Source organism: Pseudohongiella sp. SYSU M77423 (assembly GCF_029911965.1).
Taxonomy (GTDB): Bacteria; Pseudomonadota; Gammaproteobacteria; order Pseudomonadales; family Pseudohongiellaceae; genus Pseudohongiella.
Map to the genome: position 1 here is coordinate 472,082 of NZ_JARYTH010000002.1, position 14,228 is coordinate 486,309.

Sequence of the window (14,228 nt, forward strand, 5' to 3'; positions counted from 1 at the left end):
CTTAAAAGTTCGGCGTCCAGTCAAGGCTCAGCCAGAACTGACGGCCGAACGGTGTCTGCAGACGTGTTTCCATACCACCGAGTTGCGGCAGAGGCTGGGCACGCTTGTCGAACAGGTTGGTCACACCCAGGCTCAGAATCACTTCGCTGTCATAGAAATTGTCAAACGCGTAAGAGTACTGCGTGTTGAACAATGTCTGTGAAGAGATGTAATCCGGTGCTGTCAAACCCGTGGTGTACGCGAAGAACGAACCATCGGTGCTGACACGATCCTGGAAGTTGGCTGTCAGGGACGCGCTGTGCGCACCCAGGAACCAGTTCATGCGCAGGTTCGCTTTCAGCTTCGGCAGTGGTGGCACAATGCCACTGTCACCGTTCTGGCGACCACGGGCATCACTCACCTGACCGGACAGATCAACATACTCGTACTTGGTGAAGTAAGAAGCGGTTGCTGTGGCAACAAATGTACCAAAGTCATCTGTCGGAATACGGTAGCGACCTTTTACGTCCACCAGATCGATCATCACCTCTGCAACGTTTGCGGCGTTGCGAACAGTCTTGATGATCTGCTGGTTGTTCGGATCACGCTGGATGCCGGGACCAGTCAGCTGCCCCTGCTGAGCAAGCCAGGCATTGGCTGCCTGACGCGTTGCAGAGCCAGGTGTCGCATCGTAGCTGCTTTCAGTTTCGCCGATCGCATTCAGCATCTCGGCAAACTGCAGCTCAACTGCATCTACTGTGCTCAGCTCACGAATACGGTCTTTATAGTCGATGGTCTGATAGTCCACACTCAGACTCAGCTCATCAGTTGGCTCCCAGGTGAAACCAACATTCCAGATTTCGGATGTCTCTGGACGGATATCAGGGTTGCCGGATGAACAGGACTGAGTGCCCGCCAGGCTGTTGCCAGTGATAGGGTCTGTACCTGAGAAAACTTCACCACAATTCTCGTTCGGGTTGAACGGACGATTGGTGCCCGGCTCTGGAGCCAGGAAGCTTTCACCCCATGACAGTCGGAACGCCAGGTCGTGACGCGCTTCCCAGCGCAGTGCCACCTTCGGAGTCGTGGTTTCGATATCCTGATCGGTAAACTCTTCGTGACGCGCAGCGATCTGAGCAGAAATAGTTTCGTAAAGCGGAACTTCAAACTCTACGAAAGCAGCGTTGACACGGTCAGTGTAATCGGTTGGCTCGGGCGGAGCATCCGTGATCGAACTGTTGTAGTTCTGCCCAATCATTGAGAAAGGATTCGGGCTGGTTCGCACACGGGTGTCACGGCGTTGTATACCGACAGCAGCCTGAGTTGGACCAAACGCAGTCTGAAAGATCTCGCCTGTTGCCATGGTTTCGAAAACTTCCAGGTTGTTGCGACTGACCTCGCGCTGATTCTGGATCTCGTACAGCCAGTCAACCAGCTCCTGACTGTTATCAGTGACACCTGCTACATAATATGGTGAACGCGGGTCAGCGGAGCCAAACGGATTGAACCATTCATCGCCATCCGGACCACCCTGTCCCTGCAGCGCTGCCTGCAGTCGCGGCAGCACCATGGTGCGGGTGTCAACACTACGACGCATTTCCTGACGTGTGTAGTAGGTATAACCTGTCCAGGTATCCGTCATATCGTAGCGTGCACTGAAGCGATTGGAATCAGTGTAGTAACGGTAATCCTGAACTTCACGGCCGTCATCTTTCAGGAACGATGGCTGGGTTCCTGCCAGACCATTAAACGGACGCCAGTTGCGTGGCACAACATCAAAGCCCCAGGGGTTGGCCGGATGATTCTCTGGCACAAGCAGCGCAAACCGGTTATTGGTGGTATTCGAGAGGCTCGCAGATGTGTTATAGCGCGACTCACGATAGTTGTAGCTGGACTGCCACTCAAGCTGCAACCAGTCATTGGCGTCCCAGGTCAGATTGTTAAACAGGGTGTAGTCTACATTTCCACGAGCGTAGTCATGCTGTGGACCGTAGTGGTAAAGACAGGTGGTCGAACCCAGCGGCTGGCCACTGGGAAATGCGCCAGGCTTGGTCTTGTCGGTATTGCCTTCATTGAAGGTACCACAGGAGGGGTCGCGCAGCAGTCCACCAACACCGCCGTTACCAATGCCACCAGCAGCACGCTGGAAGGAGCCAGGTGTACCCGTGGAGGTTTCAGAGATATCGTAGTACAGGTACTCAGGGCGCTCGGTACGCAGCACCGGTGTCTTTTTGGAGGCTTCGAAAGCGGCTACCCAATTGACGTCGTTACGGAAAGACCGGCCAAACAGTAAAGCCAGCTTCGGCTCCTCAAATGAGGTTTCTTCGTCTGTCTGGTAATAACTGCGTACGCGCAGACCATCAAACTCCTTGATGGGGATCAGGTTAACAACACCTGCAACGGCATCCGAACCGTAAAGCGCGGAGCCACCGTCCAGAACGACTTCCAGTCGCTCCATGGCGATATCGGGCAGCAAGGATGCCACAGCACCATCATTTACAGAGCGTGTTCCATCAACCAGTGTCAATGTGCTGTTCACGCCCAGGCCGCGCAGATTGAAGCGCGCAGCATTGGAATCCTGCTGACCGTTTTGAGTAGAGTTGACGTTAGCAACAACGTCGGTATTTTGAGTGTATGGCAGGTCACGAATGTACTGACCCATGGCCGGTGCACCGGACTCAAGCAAGTCAGCCTGAGTAACAGTGTTGACAGGAGATGCGCCGGCAAACGCGCTATTCCTGATATAAGAGCCAGTTACCACAACTTCTTCAAGTTCCGGTGCGTCAGACTGCGCCGATGCCATCAGAGGCAATGCAGATGACGAAGCAATACATGCAGCGATTACATGCCGAAGGGCATTTTTTTTGCTGCGCTTGAAATCATTCTTGAAATTATACATGGCTTCTCCCTAGAAAGATGACTTCGACTGTTTATGGGACACAGACCCATTTCCAATCGAAGCGCGGGATTTTAGCCGGAGCGCAAATCTTTTCAAGCAATGTATAAAATCGTAACGAATTCCCCTGAAAATGGGTAGATTCTGCCACTTATACCGACAACGCGAGCATGTCCCTACACTGACTGACTCGCGCTACCGTAGTCTAAAAGTTATATTGACAAAATCCTGATAAACAGATAAATAGACAGAAAAATGTCCAAAGGAGACTGGACCTTGATCAAGTTAAGGAAGTCAAGCCCGCGACGCTATATCTTCACCCTTACGCTACTATTCGCAGCACAACACATATTGTCGACAACCTCGTCAGCTGACGTAGATCAGAACGTCACTTCTCCAGCACACATCGGTGAGCATTCTGAACTGATTGCCACCCGACTTTCCCGTTTAAAGTTTGAGTATGACGAAAGCCTGCTCGTCAGATGCGCCGGGCGCGTGCGCACTTCTGGTGAACTCACCAGCCTGGTCTGCTATCCCAATGAAACACCTAATGCCGCACGGCGAGTGATTCGTTTGATAAACACCACACTGGATAACAGGCGCATAACAGCTGCAAGGCTGAACGGGCAGCTTGTAGAGGTCCGGATGAACTTTTCGGTTCTTCTGCAGAAATCTGGCGGGGATCAAAGTGTCCGGATTTTCACCCATCATTTTATGAATTCGGATACGCTGGGGGCTGATTATTTTTCTGCCCAGCGAGTCGCCACCGAAATCTGGTTTTGTGGCCAAAGGCGATTTGCGGAGATACTTAGAGCCCGTGTAGATAAAAGCGGGATGGCACATGATATCGACGTATCGAATGTATCCATCAGCGACGCCTGCAAACGAAACATTATCACAGCGGTCAATCGAAGCAGGTTCATCCCTGCCTATGTGGGCAATACACCGGTCGAATCTGATTTCGTTGAAGTTTTTTACAACTGACGTCCTGAACTGAGAACATTCGCCCGCAAACTAGCATATAGAACACATGACTTCATCTATGCTTGCGACCAGTTACTTTATAGTATAAAGTACTTTTAAAATTTCTCACTAACTAATAGATATGACTAAAACCAGCCACTCATCCACCCCCACCCGTCTATCCGATCACGCAGAAGAGAACCTGCGGTTTATCCGTTCAACCATGGAACAGGCTGGTGTATTCACCGGCATTTCCGGCCTTGGTTACCTGCTGACCGGACTCACCGCATTGATTGCCGCTCTGGTGGCAGCGCCTTACGCACCAGAACCACGAGTGGGCATCTGGATGATTGAGCTCCTTATCGCGACCACCGTGGCATCCGGCTTCACCGTCCTCAAGACGCGCCGCCAAGGCCGTTCGTTGCGGCTGGCTACAACACGCAAACTGCTGGGGGCCTTCCTGCCTTCCATGATTGCAGGCGGATTGCTGACATTGGCTGGGTATATGCACGGCTTTCACGCGCTGCTCCCGGGAATCTGGCTAACCCTGTACGGTGCAGCAGTAATGACCGCCGGGGCCTGGTCAGTTCGTGTTTTGCGGATCATGGGCGGGCTGTTTATGGCGCTTGGCAGCATAGCGCTGGTGATGCCCGGCATCGGCAATACACTGATGGGCGTTGGATTTGGTGGTCTTCACTGCATATTTGGCTTCATTATCTGGAGGCGTTATGGCGGCTAAGCCGAAACAGAAAGTGGACAGTGAGCACAGGTCTGCGCAACAGAAAGCCAGCCTTGCCGCTGCCCAGACAGTGCAGAATGGCGCAACAGCAGGACAACTGGACAACCTGATTCATGAGCGTAGTCGCCTGGCAATCATCAGCACACTGGCGGTTCATGAACGTTTGAGCTTCAGTGAATTAAAAGAGCTGCTGGAGTTGTCAGACGGCAACCTCAGCGTCCAGGCCCGAAAGCTTGAAGAGGCAGGCTATCTGAGCTGTCACAAGCAGTTTGTCGGCCGCACGCCACGCACCGAGTTTACACTCACGGACAGCGGCCAAGCTGCCCTGCAACGCTACGTATCTCATATGGAAGCCCTGATCAGGGCAATGAAGCAGGAGTAAGATCATGACCATACTGGATCCGTCCAGCTCACTGTCAGCAAAATTCGGCGCCAGGGCCACAAGAGTGTCGCCACGATCAGGCGACACTCACTCGTCCACCTCCGACATGATTGTGCTGCTCATAGCGGGCGTGGTGTGCGGCCTGGCCTTACACTGGCTGGTCTGGGATCGCCTTCCGGGCGGCCTGGGCCTGGTTGTCTGGAGCGTGCTGGCCAGCGCGACAGTCTGCTGGCTCAATCGACACCAAGCGAAGCCATGGCGTATCGAACTTGCCGTCTGGTCACTGGTCATGGTGGCAGCATCCGGGCTGGCAGCGCTGCGCGCCTCTCCAGCAGTGATTCTGCCCATGTTCCTGGTGATGTTGCTAAGCCTGGGACTGGTGTATTACAAGACGCATGTTGAAGCTCTTGCTGACGCCAGACTGCCCATGCTTATCAAGGCCGCATGGCGGTTCCCTGCCAGAATCGCATTGGGCATTATGCCCCCGATCGACGCACTTTTGCGTCAATCGCATCATAACAACCCACGCGTTCGTGGCGTTCTGCGCGGCGCACTGTTTGCAACACCACTGCTGGTTGTTTTTGTCATGCTGTTTGCCTCTGCTGATGCACTGGTCGACCAGCAATTAAACAGGCTGACCACGATGCTGGGACAAGTCACTCCTGTCACGCCGTTAATCAGTCTGCTATTGGTTGCTCTGACAACCGGTGTTCTCAGCTGTACACTGGTCCAGAGTCATAACAAGGCTCGAGGCACAGCAACGGGTTCCGCGCCTGATACTGCCAACAGCTGGTTGCGACTGGGAGCGGAAGAAACAGCGGTAATTATGGGATCGATTGCGCTGCTGTTTATCGCCTTTGTTGCCCTGCAGGCGTTCTATCTGTTTGGTGGCTACGACGTGATTGCCGAACGAGCCGACCTGACGGTGGCCAGTTATGCGCGGCGTGGCTTCTTCGAACTGCTGCTGGTCGCCGGGCTGACGCTGGCACTGCTGATGACCATGGCATCAACTGACTGCCATCAGACTCTGTTTCGTCGTTTCGGCGCAGTACTCATATCCTGTGTCATGGTGATGCTGGTATCCGCCGTGATGCGGCTGACACTCTACATTGACCATTTCGGGATGACACTGTCGCGTATGATGGCGCTTGCTGTGCTGGGATGGCTTGGGGGCTCACTACTCTGGTTCGCCGCGACAGTTCTGCGTGGCAATCCACGGCACTTTCTGTCTGCATTGTTGTATGGCGCCATAACTATCATGTTGCTGTTCGCAGCTGCCAATCCCGCCGCTCGGGTAGCGCAGATCAATTTACAGCTCGCACGCACAGGGCAGGTACCGCTGGACATAACTTACCTTACACACCTCGGTGCCGATGCGCTGCCCGTATACGCGAACTTTCTGCAAACCACTGACACTCGCAACTTGACGACTTGCGCACTCAACCGCATGTGGGCAGAGTTTGCCGAACCGGTTACCACGGACTGGCGTGACTGGAACCTGGCCCGCCATCACGCTCAGCGCATCGTCGCCGAAACTCGTACCATGTGCTGAGATATCACGGCCATTGCGCGAAGCGCAATTATTGACACGTTCACGATTCCCGAGAGTTATTTATTTACTTTGAGGACTAACTGGAGAAACATGAATGCATCCGAAAATTCAAAAAAATGCATCGATCATTGTGGGAGTGATCGGGTTTGTTCTCCTGGTCTTGATGGTCACGGTGGAAAGTGAACCTGGTGCAATTCCGCTGGCATTGCTGCTAGTTTCAGTTATCGGCTATGTCAGCGGGCGCAAGCGTGAGAACTCATCAACGCCAAAACAAAAGCGGTAACAGTCTTTAGCGAGGATTCTTTCAGACGATACAAATCCCCATTACCTGTCAGATTTGCAAGCCCGCGCTTCAACCGTCACACTGTAAGTCTGCTGGCAAGTAAGGAGATGCACTGATGGACACTTTGCGGTATGGCTGGCGCTTGCTGGTTGATGCTGGCAAATTGTGGATGGAATGCAATGCGTTCAGCTATGCTGGCTCCCTGGCTTTCTACACGCTTTTCTCTTTGGCACCAACGGTCATCATCGCCGTCTCGGTAGCCAGCGTTGTCCTTGGAGAAGCAGCTGCGCAAGGACAGATTGTGGCCGAGTTTCAGTCTGTCATGGGCAATGATGCAGCCAGTCTCATCGAGGAAGCAGTCGCCAATTCGCGTATTGAAGCCAACGGCATTTTACCCACAGTAGCGGGTATTGCAGCACTGATGGTCGGCGCCACAACCGTATTCGCACAACTTCAATATTCACTTAACGATATCTGGGGCGTAAAACCCAAACCTTCGCGCAATAGTTTTTTCCTGTTCCTGCGCAAGCGATTTTTTTCGCTGATGCTGGTCGTCTCCATGGGTTTTATCCTGCTGGTCTCTCTGGTGCTGGGGGTAGTGCTGCGCGCCATGCTGGATTTTACCGTGCAGCTTCTGCCAGCCGTTGAGATGCTGATCAGCAGTGCCGAGGCGGTGCTCTCATTTGTAGTTATTACGCTGCTGTTCGCAGCCATATTTAAAGTTCTGCCTGATGTCGTGCTGGGGTGGCGCCAGGTGTTGATCGGAGCAGTCGTCACTGCGCTGCTGTTTTCACTGGGTCGCTTCGGTATTGCAACCTACCTCGCCTATCAGGCTCCTGATTCCACTTACGGTGCAGCCGGTGCCATTGTGCTGATTTTGATGTGGGTCTACTATTCCTCGCTGATCCTGCTGTTCGGTGCCGCGTTCAGTCGCGTGCATCTGCTTGCCAGGGGGCAGGAAATAAAGCCACGCGCGGCAGCCGTGCGCGTCAACGCTGATACCAGTCAAACAGGAAGCAGTAACGATGTCTGAAGCATTTCGCAAGCTTATGGCGGCCCGCCAGCCAGTGCCAACGGCCATCACTGTGCCGGTTGGTGTCATGTCCCTGCACTTTCAGCTTTATGGTGTCAGTGATTTAAAAGAGAAGCGACGCGTGTTCGCGCCAATGCGTTCAATCTGGGGTAAACAGCCCGAGTTGGCCGTTGCCGAAAGCGGCGATTTTGACGCCCTGGACAGCGCGGTTTGGAGTGTTGTCACTGTGGGTGGCTCGCCCTCTGAAATCAATGCAAGACTGGATCAGATCGAAAAGGCAATTGCCCAGCACATAGATGCACCCGTGCTGGAAGTGCACCGGGAAATTCTTTAGTGTGTTGAGCCATTGATGATCGACTGAAACACGGCCTAGAAAATCCAGGCGATCATCAACCACAAAATGACAAAAAACAGCAAAAAACCAGGAATCACAAACTGCACTTCCCCGATTAGCCCGTCCCCAGACGACAGTGTAAACACTATCATCAGTACGACCGACACAAAAAATGCAATGATTGCTGCAGTGCGCAGCCCCACACCCGGAGTAAGCTGCGTCGCAACGATATCGGAAAGACTCGGCAGCAATAACAGCACCCCCACTGCCAATACGATAAGCAGCGACACCAGCACTGCGGCAACACGTCGCGACTCTTTTTTATCCTTGTTGTCTGTATCTCCCAGGGGCGTTTTCATAATCAGACCAGCTCTCTGACCCGGTTTGGATCCGGCATGCCCTTGGCAATGATTTCAGGGTTGTCCCCGGCGGTGTAGATGGCGATGGTGCCGACGCCGAATATTCGATCGAAGAAGCTCTGTTTGACTCGCACTGTCCGTATGCTTTGCAGGCTCACTTCGGAGTGCTCTTTGTTCAGCAGCCCGGTTTCGTAAATGATCTCGGTATCTGTCACTGTCAGTCGTGCTGCCTTGGTCTGCAGATACCACCACAGCAGAATGAGGATGCCGACGCCAAACACCGGAATCAGCAACACCGAGATTACAAAGCCAATCGGATTATTCTTGAACATTGCCGGATGGCTGGAGTATTTCGCGGTCATCTGGGTCTCTCCCTGTAAGTTATGACGATCAGCTTAGCGTATGGCGATCGGATTCACCACCACCTGCACGGCACCTTTGAAGCGCGGCTGACCCAGAACAAACATGAACTCCTGGACGCCATCCGCAGCAAGCTCCGCGGTGTTCATGCTTTCCAGTATGTACACGCCCTGCTTGGCAAGCAGCGTCTGATGCACCGCAAAGGCACGAGCGGGATCTTCAAAGGGAATGACCTCCAGCGCAGGAGTATCAGCCCCTATGGCAACAACGCCCAGACTGGCCAGATATTCCGCACCTTCAACGCCCGGGCCGGGCTGGGCGGATATAAAGCGCTGATCATCCACACCAAGCAACTGCATCCAGCCAGTGTGAAACAGCACAACATCTCCCTGGCGTATCTCTATGCCCTGCGCCTCGGCGGCCGCGTCGATTTCGGCACGATTGAACGCCGTGCCTTCGCTGACCATATCAACGCCGAAGTGCGCAGTCATATCGATCAGCACGCCGCGTGTCACGATGGGCGGAACATTGTGGGTGCCAAGCTGCGACAGACCATCGTCGGCAACAATCTGCTCGGTGGTCAGGCCATTGTAGTACTGGTGGCCGATCCCCAGATGACCGAGACCATCAAGTTGCGAACCAATACCAAAGCTGGTGCTGACGCGTTCATCGTTCGAAGTGACAACATCGGTGCCGACCGGAATCTGACTGTTGGCGCTGACAATATCGATGTTGTAACTGCGATTGCCGTAGGCCGGGGAGTTTTCAGCAGTCTCCACGCCCAGTGAATAGACTTTGCCGGTGCTGATCAACTCGGCGGCCTGCAGTACCAGATCATCATTCAGATAATTGGCAGCTCCAATCCGATCATCTGCACCAAAACGCGACGGCACCCAGTCCTGGGCAATGACTGTGGATACGGTCATCAGCCCCACCACCAGGGCGATTGATCGCGACACGCCATGTTTTGAGATGTTGTTATTTTTCATGCTCTCTCCGACAGATAGGTGAACATTCAGTTTCCGATGCCAACTGGATAGACGTCAAGCTCAACGTCTTTGTTGGCTTCAAGGCATCTGCGATTCAATTTGCCTAATGCGCTGCATTCACCTAACATTGGCGCCGCTTCAGGTGTTCCGTGCTCCCTGGTGACCACGGAATTAAACGGGAAGTTGGTGCGACGCACAATCAGGTCAATGCCAACGCTGCCCCCGCAACGGTAAGCAAGTAAGCTGTATCACAGTGCCACTGTCAAAAGTGCCAAACGGCGATAATGACGGGAAGGCGATACTGCTTGATAACGTTCTGTTTCGAACGATTATGACTTGCAAGCCCGGAGACCGGCCTGATGCCAACGACACGCTGCGGAGGGCAGTGCTGCGGAAAGACGCTTCCCCCGGCCCGCCCGTGGTTCTTTCTGTTGCCGCCATCTCTGACTGCGTGATTTTACATGACGCACTCGGGTGAGATTGCACAATGATTTACAAGAACACGCCTAACAAGACTCCTAACGACAACACGACAAACATACAAACACCGCGCAGCGCTGCCGCCCTTTTGGGCTACGCTGGTCTGCTGTGTACCGCACTGCCGCTTGCGACGATGGCCTCGGCCAGTCAGGAGACTCCCGCAAACGAGTCTGCCGATCAACAGGCTCAGGAAGTTATCGTTACTGCCAACCGCATGAGTCAGCCGCTGAACGAAACGCTGGCTGCCAGCACCGTCTTTACGCGGGAAGACATTGAAGCCTCGCAGGCGCTCAGCCTGTTTGACCTGCTGAGCGGCTCACCTGGCATCCAGATGGCACGAACAGGCGGCCAGGGAACACAGACCAGCCTGTTCATGCGTGGTACCAACTCTGACCATACTTTGATACTGATTGATGGCGTCAAGGCCAACACAGCCAGCGAAGGTTTCGCCAGACTGGAAAATATCCCGGTCGCGCAAATTGAGCGTATTGAGGTCGTGCGCGGACCACAATCGAGCCTGTATGGCGCCGATGCGATTGGTGGTGTAATTCAGGTTTTCACCAAACAGGCAGCCAATCGATCCGTTGAACAGGGCGTGAATGGCAGTGTCAGCGTCGCAGCAGGCACGGAGTCAACCGTCAATACCAATGGCAGTATCAATACCCGAATCAACAACACATCGCTGTCACTCAACGTGGCCCATCATGAGACTGACGGCATCCGTCCCATCCACACGCCAACACCGAGCGCCCGTCGGAGCGCCTATGACAGTGATGCCGCCGACGTTTCAATCGCCCACGAATTCACCGGTGGCGCCACTCTGAGAGGTGGTTACTATTGGACGGAATCTGAGCTGGTCTATGACGGCGGTATCAATAACAGCGATGCCCAGTCCGCCAGCGTCGGACTGAGCCTGCCGGTCACAGAGCAGTGGCAAAGTGATGTCCAGCTCGCGCGTTTCGAGGATGAAAGCATCAACCGGAGTACGTTTGGCTCACAAAGCCGCACAGAGCGGGACTCCTTCAATTGGCAAAACCATATTGAGCTTGGTGAACATGCTTTGGTGCTGGGTGCTGACTTTGAATCAGAAGAGCTGCTGTACCTGTCCAGCGGAGCGACACAAAGCGACACCAGTCGCGACAACAGTGCCGCATTCGCCGTCATCCACAGTGAATTCCCGCGCGACGGCAACACCCTGCACACAACATTTTCACTGCGCTACGATGACAATGAACAATTCGGAGGCGAGACAACTGGCAAAGCCGCCATAGGCACCGACCTGGGTGCAACGATGCAGCTCTGGGCATCCTACAGCACGGCATTCAAGGCCCCGACACTGGTAGATCTTTACGTCGATTTCCCAGCGTTTTTCTTCTACGGGAATCCCGACCTGCAGCCTGAAACTTCACGCAACGTTGAGCTTGGCCTGCGTGGCTCAAATCCCAGCGTTGGCTGGTCCGTCAATGCCTTCAGAAATGAGATCAAAAACCTCATTGCCACGGACGCGAGCTTTACGACATTAGCCAATGTGGAAAGCGCTCTGATCAACGGACTGGAACTCAGCATTCAGGGCGAATGGTCAGGCTGGCAGGCAAATGCGGCGCTGACTCTGCTGGATCACGAGAACCGCGATACGGGTCAGGAATTACTACGCCGTCCCAATCAAACCCTGAGCGCCGGCATTTCACGAACTTTCCAGAAGCTCGAAGTAGGGCTGGACTGGCATCTGCGTGGCAAACAAAAGGACGTTGATCCAGTGACATTTGGCACGTCTTCCGTGGACAGCAGTGCCGTATTCGATCTTGTCATGGAATATCAGTTGATAAACGATCTGCGTTTACAGCTCAAGATAGGCAATCTTTTTGACAGGGACTATCAGGTGGTGGACGGTTACAACACCTACGGTCGCACTGCCCTGCTCACGACACGATATCAGTTCTAGTTTACTGGCTGATGATTCACACTCAGCCAGAGCAAAAACTGCTCTGGCTGAGTCACAGAACTATCGATTAAAAAATTACATATTATCGCGATCTGGCACCTGCCGCGTGCTCACGACAGAACTCATCACGCGTCTTGGCTGTACCATCTTCATGATAAAAAGTGTCCAGGGCGTTGTAGCGCACATACACATCGCGATTGTCGACACCGGTGCAAATGACGCGATAACTGTCGTTGTCCCACATGGTTGCGTAGGATGGCGCTTCATACCCATCATCCGTGGACGCGCAAGCTGCCAAACCGGCGCTCAAAATCAAGGTAGCGAAGCATTTGCGGTGACTTTCCCAACTCATTTTCAGCAAGTTGCTCATAACACCTCCTTCGTTCATTGATCCTTCATTTCCTGTGTAACATATCCTCATCGTTAATGCGAATACCGCCCTACCCTGACGGACCTCCAGAAGAGTAGCCATTGATCAGTTGAACAATATAAAGCACGGCAAATATGGCATAGAAGATGCCAGCTGCTGACATGCTTGCCGTATAGAACAGATTGGGCCTGAGCTGCTTTGGGAGACGGGTCCGATTAACAATCAGAGCTGTAACCACAATGAACGGTGTGTGTGCAGCTGCGATGATACCCGACGCCGACATCACCTGAACCGGGTCCCGAAAAAACGCCAGAATCAGCAGTGGAACGAGACCGGTGACACTCAAGATGAACAGTCGTTTCAACATAATCCGTGAGAGTATTTCACTCTCAAATCGAGACTCAAGCGAGCGGATAATGCTGATCATCGGCCCAGGCTGAGAAGCCTGTCGGGCTCTACGGGAGAGAATCAGGCACATATCCGCGAAACTGCGCCCCCAGCCATCCTGATTGGCCACAATGCTGCCTACCAGCGCAATAAAGACAATCGTCAGCAACATCCATTTGCCCATTGCTCCCCAGATACCAGAAAACATTGTGGTCAGGTCGATGGCCACATCAGTGCCTTGCGGCAGATTCTCTTTAGCTGCCAATAGTTCGGCGCCCAGAATCATGAAAGCCACCAGCACGATAAGGCCACCCAGGCAGCCCAGCAGGGCGGCGCCAGAACCCACTGAGATCCATCGCTGCAACCGCTGTTGCGGTGTTTTTGGCGCCTGCTCTCTGGAGGTGGATTTTTCCTCCGACTCAACCGTTTCCTGGTCAGACTCCTGGCTTCTCAGCCCCCCGCCGTAGCCGCGTGTGGCTGTCCAGTATCCAAACCAGATTATTCCCATGGAACCTGCCAGAATTGTGCCTACCCAGGGAAGTATTACGTAAAGATCGGCATCACTGGGCCAGCCTGGAGAAAGACCGGCACCGACACGGCTGATGCCGGGAAACACCACAGCTGCTGCTATCACCACCATCAGGAGCAGGACAATCGCCAAAGTGCGGCTAAGTTTCTCGATCAGGGAATAGCGGCCGGTGGCCGTTAATGAGGTACAGGCGGCCACCACAATCATGGCGTACACCGCGCTGCCTCCCGGAGCGAACGAGGCAATTGCCCCGCCAACAACCGAAGATAGCCCCGCGATACCCACAGCGGCTGCCAGGAGCTGAGGTAAAAATATCAGCCAAACCGCCCAATTCCGTGGCCCAGCCAGGGTATGCATACCTTCAAGCATGGTCTGACCAGTGACAATGGAGTATCTGGCCATCTCACGAATCATCACCCACATGAAGAAAACCACCAGCACCAATAACCAAAGCAGCTGGTACTCATAGGCGGCAGCAACTCGCGGTGTAAAGAGGATAGACCCCGTGCCTACCGAGGAGAGCATCCACAGTAAGCCAGGACCGTACCACCGTAGTTGATGGTACCCGAGAGGTGGACGTGCGACATGATCGCGCACTGCTTGTTTAAGAAATTCTTCCTCGCTTGCATTGGCCTTCATGCGGGAAGCCTA

General features: G+C 53.8%; 14 protein-coding genes and 1 riboswitch. Of the genes, 8 read left to right on the forward strand and 6 right to left on the reverse strand.

The features are described from left to right. Position 1: 1 nt before the first annotated feature. Positions 2 to 2,878 carry a TonB-dependent receptor domain-containing protein gene (locus tag QGM61_RS05915; protein WP_281132305.1) on the reverse strand — a complete coding sequence of 959 codons (2,877 nt, stop codon included), beginning with the start codon at positions 2,876 to 2,878 and terminating at the stop codon, positions 2 to 4. A gap of 273 nt (positions 2,879 to 3,151) precedes the next feature. Between QGM61_RS05915 and QGM61_RS05920 the strand changes: the two genes are divergently transcribed. The 7 genes from QGM61_RS05920 (at position 3,152) to QGM61_RS05950 (ending at position 8,161) form a co-directional block, all read left to right on the forward strand. Then, on the forward strand, positions 3,152 to 3,859 hold the full coding sequence (locus tag QGM61_RS05920) for a hypothetical protein (RefSeq protein ID WP_281132306.1): 708 nt from the start codon (positions 3,152 to 3,154) through the stop codon (positions 3,857 to 3,859). 121 nt (positions 3,860 to 3,980) lie between these two features. Next, positions 3,981 to 4,577 (forward strand): hypothetical protein, encoded by a 597-nt coding sequence (locus QGM61_RS05925; RefSeq protein ID WP_281132307.1) that lies wholly within the window; start codon positions 3,981 to 3,983, stop codon positions 4,575 to 4,577. Further along, positions 4,567 to 4,959 carry a winged helix-turn-helix domain-containing protein gene (locus QGM61_RS05930; RefSeq protein WP_281132308.1) on the forward strand — a complete coding sequence of 131 codons (393 nt, stop codon included), beginning with the start codon at positions 4,567 to 4,569 and terminating at the stop codon, positions 4,957 to 4,959. Before QGM61_RS05925 ends, QGM61_RS05930 begins: the two co-directional genes overlap by 11 nt. A gap of 4 nt (positions 4,960 to 4,963) precedes the next feature. Then, on the forward strand, positions 4,964 to 6,511 hold the full coding sequence (locus tag QGM61_RS05935; protein ID WP_281132309.1) for a DUF4153 domain-containing protein: 1,548 nt from the start codon (positions 4,964 to 4,966) through the stop codon (positions 6,509 to 6,511). Positions 6,512 to 6,605: 94 nt separating this feature from the next. Then, positions 6,606 to 6,794 (forward strand): hypothetical protein, encoded by a 189-nt coding sequence (locus QGM61_RS05940; protein ID WP_281132310.1) that lies wholly within the window; start codon positions 6,606 to 6,608, stop codon positions 6,792 to 6,794. Between the two features lie 115 nt (positions 6,795 to 6,909). Further along, complete coding sequence (locus tag QGM61_RS05945; protein ID WP_281132311.1) at positions 6,910 to 7,827, forward strand: YihY/virulence factor BrkB family protein; 918 nt, start codon at positions 6,910 to 6,912, stop codon at positions 7,825 to 7,827. Continuing rightward, a complete protein-coding gene (locus QGM61_RS05950; RefSeq protein ID WP_281132312.1) occupies positions 7,820 to 8,161 on the forward strand; it encodes a DUF503 domain-containing protein in 342 nt (113 codons plus the stop codon). Before QGM61_RS05945 ends, QGM61_RS05950 begins: the two co-directional genes overlap by 8 nt. 35 nt (positions 8,162 to 8,196) lie before the next feature. Here the strand turns inward: QGM61_RS05950 and QGM61_RS05955 are convergent, their stop codons facing one another. From QGM61_RS05955 to QGM61_RS05965, 3 genes are read right to left on the reverse strand one after another with little or no spacing between them, the layout of a single operon-like run. After that, entirely contained in the window at positions 8,197 to 8,520 is a 324-nt protein-coding gene (locus QGM61_RS05955; RefSeq protein WP_281132313.1) for a hypothetical protein, read from the reverse strand. Between the two features lie 2 nt (positions 8,521 to 8,522). After that, positions 8,523 to 8,882, reverse strand: coding sequence for a PH domain-containing protein (locus tag QGM61_RS05960; RefSeq protein ID WP_281132314.1), 360 nt, complete (start codon positions 8,880 to 8,882; stop codon positions 8,523 to 8,525). Positions 8,883 to 8,915: 33 nt separating this feature from the next. After that, positions 8,916 to 9,869 carry a cyclase family protein gene (locus tag QGM61_RS05965; protein WP_281132315.1) on the reverse strand — a complete coding sequence of 318 codons (954 nt, stop codon included), beginning with the start codon at positions 9,867 to 9,869 and terminating at the stop codon, positions 8,916 to 8,918. A 123-nt stretch (positions 9,870 to 9,992) separates the two neighbouring features. After that, positions 9,993 to 10,244: riboswitch (cobalamin riboswitch) on the forward strand. 112 nt (positions 10,245 to 10,356) lie between these two features. On the opposite strand from QGM61_RS05965, the gene QGM61_RS05970 reads away from it, so the two are divergent. Next, entirely contained in the window at positions 10,357 to 12,291 is a 1,935-nt protein-coding gene (locus QGM61_RS05970) for a TonB-dependent receptor domain-containing protein (RefSeq protein ID WP_281132316.1), read from the forward strand. Between the two features lie 82 nt (positions 12,292 to 12,373). Here the strand turns inward: QGM61_RS05970 and QGM61_RS05975 are convergent, their stop codons facing one another. Both QGM61_RS05975 and QGM61_RS05980 read right to left on the reverse strand, forming a co-directional pair. Further along, positions 12,374 to 12,661 carry a hypothetical protein gene (locus QGM61_RS05975; protein ID WP_281132317.1) on the reverse strand — a complete coding sequence of 96 codons (288 nt, stop codon included), beginning with the start codon at positions 12,659 to 12,661 and terminating at the stop codon, positions 12,374 to 12,376. 70 nt (positions 12,662 to 12,731) lie between these two features. Next, positions 12,732 to 14,216, reverse strand: coding sequence for an Nramp family divalent metal transporter (locus QGM61_RS05980; RefSeq protein ID WP_281132318.1), 1,485 nt, complete (start codon positions 14,214 to 14,216; stop codon positions 12,732 to 12,734). Positions 14,217 to 14,228: the final 12 nt, after the last annotated feature.

Excerpts from the sequence above, each read along its gene's own strand:
- QGM61_RS05955 (WP_281132313.1), bottom strand. The coding sequence starts at position 8,520 with ATGAAAACGCCCCTGGGAGATACAGACAACAAGGATAAAAAAGAGTCG.
- QGM61_RS05960 (WP_281132314.1), bottom strand. The coding sequence starts at position 8,882 with ATGACCGCGAAATACTCCAGCCATCCGGCAATGTTCAAGAATAATCCG.
- QGM61_RS05925 (WP_281132307.1), top strand. The coding sequence starts at position 3,981 with ATGACTAAAACCAGCCACTCATCCACCCCCACCCGTCTATCCGATCAC.
- QGM61_RS05940 (WP_281132310.1), top strand. The coding sequence starts at position 6,606 with ATGCATCCGAAAATTCAAAAAAATGCATCGATCATTGTGGGAGTGATC.
- QGM61_RS05970 (WP_281132316.1), top strand. The coding sequence starts at position 10,357 with ATGATTTACAAGAACACGCCTAACAAGACTCCTAACGACAACACGACA.
- QGM61_RS05950 (WP_281132312.1), top strand. The coding sequence starts at position 7,820 with ATGTCTGAAGCATTTCGCAAGCTTATGGCGGCCCGCCAGCCAGTGCCA.
- QGM61_RS05965 (WP_281132315.1), bottom strand. The coding sequence starts at position 9,869 with ATGAAAAATAACAACATCTCAAAACATGGCGTGTCGCGATCAATCGCC.
- QGM61_RS05935 (WP_281132309.1), top strand. The coding sequence starts at position 4,964 with ATGACCATACTGGATCCGTCCAGCTCACTGTCAGCAAAATTCGGCGCC.
- QGM61_RS05975 (WP_281132317.1), bottom strand. The coding sequence starts at position 12,661 with ATGAGCAACTTGCTGAAAATGAGTTGGGAAAGTCACCGCAAATGCTTC.
- QGM61_RS05945 (WP_281132311.1), top strand. The coding sequence starts at position 6,910 with ATGGACACTTTGCGGTATGGCTGGCGCTTGCTGGTTGATGCTGGCAAA.
- QGM61_RS05915 (WP_281132305.1), bottom strand. The coding sequence starts at position 2,878 with ATGTATAATTTCAAGAATGATTTCAAGCGCAGCAAAAAAAATGCCCTT.
- QGM61_RS05930 (WP_281132308.1), top strand. The coding sequence starts at position 4,567 with ATGGCGGCTAAGCCGAAACAGAAAGTGGACAGTGAGCACAGGTCTGCG.
- QGM61_RS05980 (WP_281132318.1), bottom strand. The coding sequence starts at position 14,216 with ATGAAGGCCAATGCAAGCGAGGAAGAATTTCTTAAACAAGCAGTGCGC.